This is a genomic window from Shewanella gaetbuli (assembly GCF_023284065.1).
In the GTDB taxonomy this organism is placed as follows: domain Bacteria; phylum Pseudomonadota; class Gammaproteobacteria; order Enterobacterales; family Shewanellaceae; genus Shewanella; species Shewanella gaetbuli.
This window is the reverse complement of sequence record NZ_JAKIKP010000023.1, coordinates 1-3,198: the sequence shown is the minus strand read 5'-3', so window position 1 is coordinate 3,198 and position 3,198 is coordinate 1. Positions and strand designations below refer to the sequence as shown.

General features: G+C 40.1%; 3 protein-coding genes. All 3 read left to right on the top strand.

Annotated features, from left to right (window positions below):
- The first annotated feature begins 412 nt into the window (after positions 1 to 412).
- The 3 genes from L2672_RS17190 to L2672_RS17180 are packed head-to-tail and all read left to right on the top strand — an operon-like array spanning position 413 to position 2,769.
- Positions 413 to 1,150, top strand: coding sequence for a 5-oxoprolinase subunit PxpA (locus L2672_RS17190; protein WP_248997060.1), 738 nt, complete (start codon positions 413 to 415; stop codon positions 1,148 to 1,150).
- The gene (locus L2672_RS17185) at positions 1,141 to 1,824 is read left to right on the top strand and encodes a 5-oxoprolinase subunit B family protein (protein WP_248997059.1); all 684 of its coding nucleotides are present in this window, start codon (positions 1,141 to 1,143) and stop codon (positions 1,822 to 1,824) included. The genes L2672_RS17190 and L2672_RS17185 overlap by 10 nt, the downstream gene beginning before the upstream one ends.
- Before the next feature lie 18 nt (positions 1,825 to 1,842).
- Positions 1,843 to 2,769 (top strand): 5-oxoprolinase subunit C family protein, encoded by a 927-nt coding sequence (locus L2672_RS17180; RefSeq protein ID WP_248997058.1) that lies wholly within the window; start codon positions 1,843 to 1,845, stop codon positions 2,767 to 2,769.
- The last annotated feature ends 429 nt before the right edge of the window (positions 2,770 to 3,198 follow it).

The following is a 3,198-nucleotide window of genomic DNA, read 5'->3' as shown; positions in this document are numbered from 1 at the left end:
TGCTTCTGAGCCGGAATCTGCAGTTAGTCCATTTGAATTCAAGTGATTATTACAGCAAGGCAGATCCTCGATAAAAGATCTCGAGGATGACGTTGTAGGTACCTAGAAGATAATGATGTAGGTGCCTGAGGATGATGGTGTTGACTGTTTTTACGTCATTCCGGCAATGCTTCTGAGCCGGAATCTGCAGTTAAACCATTTGAATTCGAATTGTTAATGCTGTTCAATAAAGATAAAGACTTATATAAAGCTTCAAAACCATTTATTGAACAAAAACTAAATAAAAAAGGATAAAAATAGGCTCAGGTGTCTGAGTTGCAAGTACTTAATAGCCAGCACTTAATAGCCAGTAGAGTCAGTATTGCAGATAGTTAATCGATGACTTCAATTTAAATTATTTATGGAAATATCAATGCTTATAAATTGTGATATGGGTGAAAGTTTTGGTATCTGGCAGTTAGGTCAGGATGAACAGATTATGCCTTTTATTGATATGGCGAATATAGCCTGTGGTATGCATGCTTCTGATCCCAGTGTTATGTTGCGCACGGTACGTTGTGCAAAAGAGCATGGTGTTCGTATTGGAGCGCATCCTGGCTATGCCGATTTAGCTGGTTTTGGTCGTCGTTTTATTGATATGCCATTGGCAGATTTACAGGCATTATTTATATATCAACTAGGGGCTTTACAGGGTATTTGTAACACTGAAAATATCGCAATAAGTTACGTAAAGCCACATGGTGCTCTTTATAATGCAATGATGAAGTCAGACGATATTTTTGTTGCGTTATTACAAGCGCTTGCTAAATACGATGCACAGTTGCCCTTAATGGTGATGGCAGTTCCTGATTTTTCCCGTTATCAAAAGTTTGCCGCAGAATACGGTATTACATTACTTTTTGAAGCTTTTGTTGACCGGACTTATCAAGCCGATGGTCGTCTAACACCCAGAACTGAAGCTAATGCATGCCATACTGATATAGAACCTATTGTTGCTCAAGCCGTGCAGATATTCAACGAGCAATGTGTCACCAGCAATGATGGCACAAAGGTAAATATTAAAGCTGATAGTTTATGTATTCATGGTGATGGTGAATTAGCCGCTGAGATTGCAAGGGTTTTAAAGGCGAGACTGGCTGAATGCAAGTAAACCTTGTTAACGAAAATAGTGTCATTATTTACTTTTCTGATACCGTTTGTATTGAAACAACCGATAAAATTACTCATGCTTGTCAGTTATTTAAGGCTGATCTTAACGATACGCTTTTAGATATAGTGCCGTCTTATACTTCTATTTTATTAAGCTGCAATTTGCGTAAAACTGGATTACGAAACTTTATATTCAATGTACAACGGGTATTAAACCAGTTAGATACAGCAAGCCTAACTAATCTAGTGCGCAATAAGATTCTACTGCCAGTTTATTATGGCCAAGAGGTCGCACTTGACCATGGCGATGTCAGCTTGCATACCGGCTTGGCATTTTCTGAAATAGTTAAATTGCATACACAAGAAACTTATCGAGTATTTGCCATTGGCTTTACACCGGGTTTTGCATTTTTAGGCAATACGCCAAAGCCAATGACCATACCGCGTAAGGCAACCCCAAGACTAAGTGTTCCTAAAGGCAGTGTAGCCATAGCCGATAGACAAACCGCTATTTACCCCAGTCAATCGCCAGGTGGGTGGCAAGTGATAGGCCGCACTCCTATAGATTTACTTGACGAGTCAGAAGATAGCTTAAGTAAATTTGCCATGGGTGATGAAGTACGTTTTGAATCTATTGATAAACAGACGTTTTTGGCAATGGGTGGCCAACTGTAAATTAAACAAGGTACAAGAATGGCATTAGATATTGTTCAAGCCGGGCCGCTAAGTTTATTGCAAGATCTTGGGCGCTATGGTTATCAAGATGTAGGTGTTACACCAGGTGGAGCAATGGATACCCATGCTTTTCATTGGGCTAATAAACTTTTAAATAATCCAGCTAATGCAGCACAAATTGAGATCACCATGGGGCCATTTAAAGCCTGCTTTAAACAAGCAACAAGTTTTGCATTATGCGGAGCAGACGTTGTTGCAACGCTAAATGGCAACAAAATTACCCCTTGGAGTTCGTGGCTTGCTAAAGCAGGGGATATATTAGAAATGGGTTATCCGAAACAAGGATTACGAACGTACCTTGCAGTAAGTGGTGGTTTTTCTAGCCCTAAAACGCTAGGTAGCGTTAGCACTGTGGTACGAAATAAACTGGGCGGATTAAGCAAAAAAGGCAATAAACTAACCAATGGCGATAGTGTCGCTTTTACCGCAAAGATTCAGCCGTATTCACGTAAAGTTCCGCGACAATTTATTCCACAATACAAAAGCATCATAAATATTGGTGTTTTACCCACATATCAATTTCACCTGTTTAGTGCTGAAGCCCAAAAAACATTCTTTAATGAATTTTATACAGTAACTTCAGAGATAGACCGAATGGGGTATCGATTAAAAGGTAAACCTATTGAATTTGCACAGCAAAGCTTCGTTTCAGAAGGTATTGCACTGGGGGCGATACAAATTCCAGCTAATGGCCAACCTATTATTTTAATGCGTGACAGACAAACCATTGGTGGTTATCCCAAAATGGGATGTGTTTGCAACAGAGACTTAAATATTTTGGCGCAAGCAACACCCGGCACTAAAGTGCATTTTTTTGAACAGGACTTATTTGAAGCAGAAGCTGAACTACATCAAGAGCAGCATTATTTCTTTAAGGGGGAATAATGATGAGGTAATTGAACCGTCATTGTTTTATTTCCCCGTTATTACGACAATGTTTATTATCCCCGTTATTAGAGCAATCCGTCATTCCGGTAATGCTTGTGGGCCGGAATCTGTTGTTTATGTTATTGGATTCACTTAATTATTGCAGTAAAGCAGACCCTCGATAAAAGATCTCGAGGGTGACGGTTTTGAGAGTTCGAGCGTGGCGGGATTAGGAAAACTCAAGAGTGACGGTGTAGGGGGGGGGGAGGATAACGAATGCATAGCCTAGTTAATGGCGACTAACCCGTCATTCCGGTAATGTTTATTATCCCCGTTATTAGAGCAATCCGTCATTCCGGTAATGCTTGTGGGCCGGAATCTGTTGTTTATGCTATTGGATTCACTTAATTATTGCAGTAAAGCAGACCCTCGATAAAAGACCTCGAG

What these genes read in the sequence shown, in the direction of transcription:
- L2672_RS17190 (WP_248997060.1), top strand. Translation starts at nt 413, where the DNA reads ATGCTTATAAATTGTGATATGGGTGAAAGTTTTGGTATCTGGCAGTTA.
- L2672_RS17180 (WP_248997058.1), top strand. Translation starts at nt 1,843, where the DNA reads ATGGCATTAGATATTGTTCAAGCCGGGCCGCTAAGTTTATTGCAAGAT.
- L2672_RS17185 (WP_248997059.1), top strand. Translation starts at nt 1,141, where the DNA reads ATGCAAGTAAACCTTGTTAACGAAAATAGTGTCATTATTTACTTTTCT.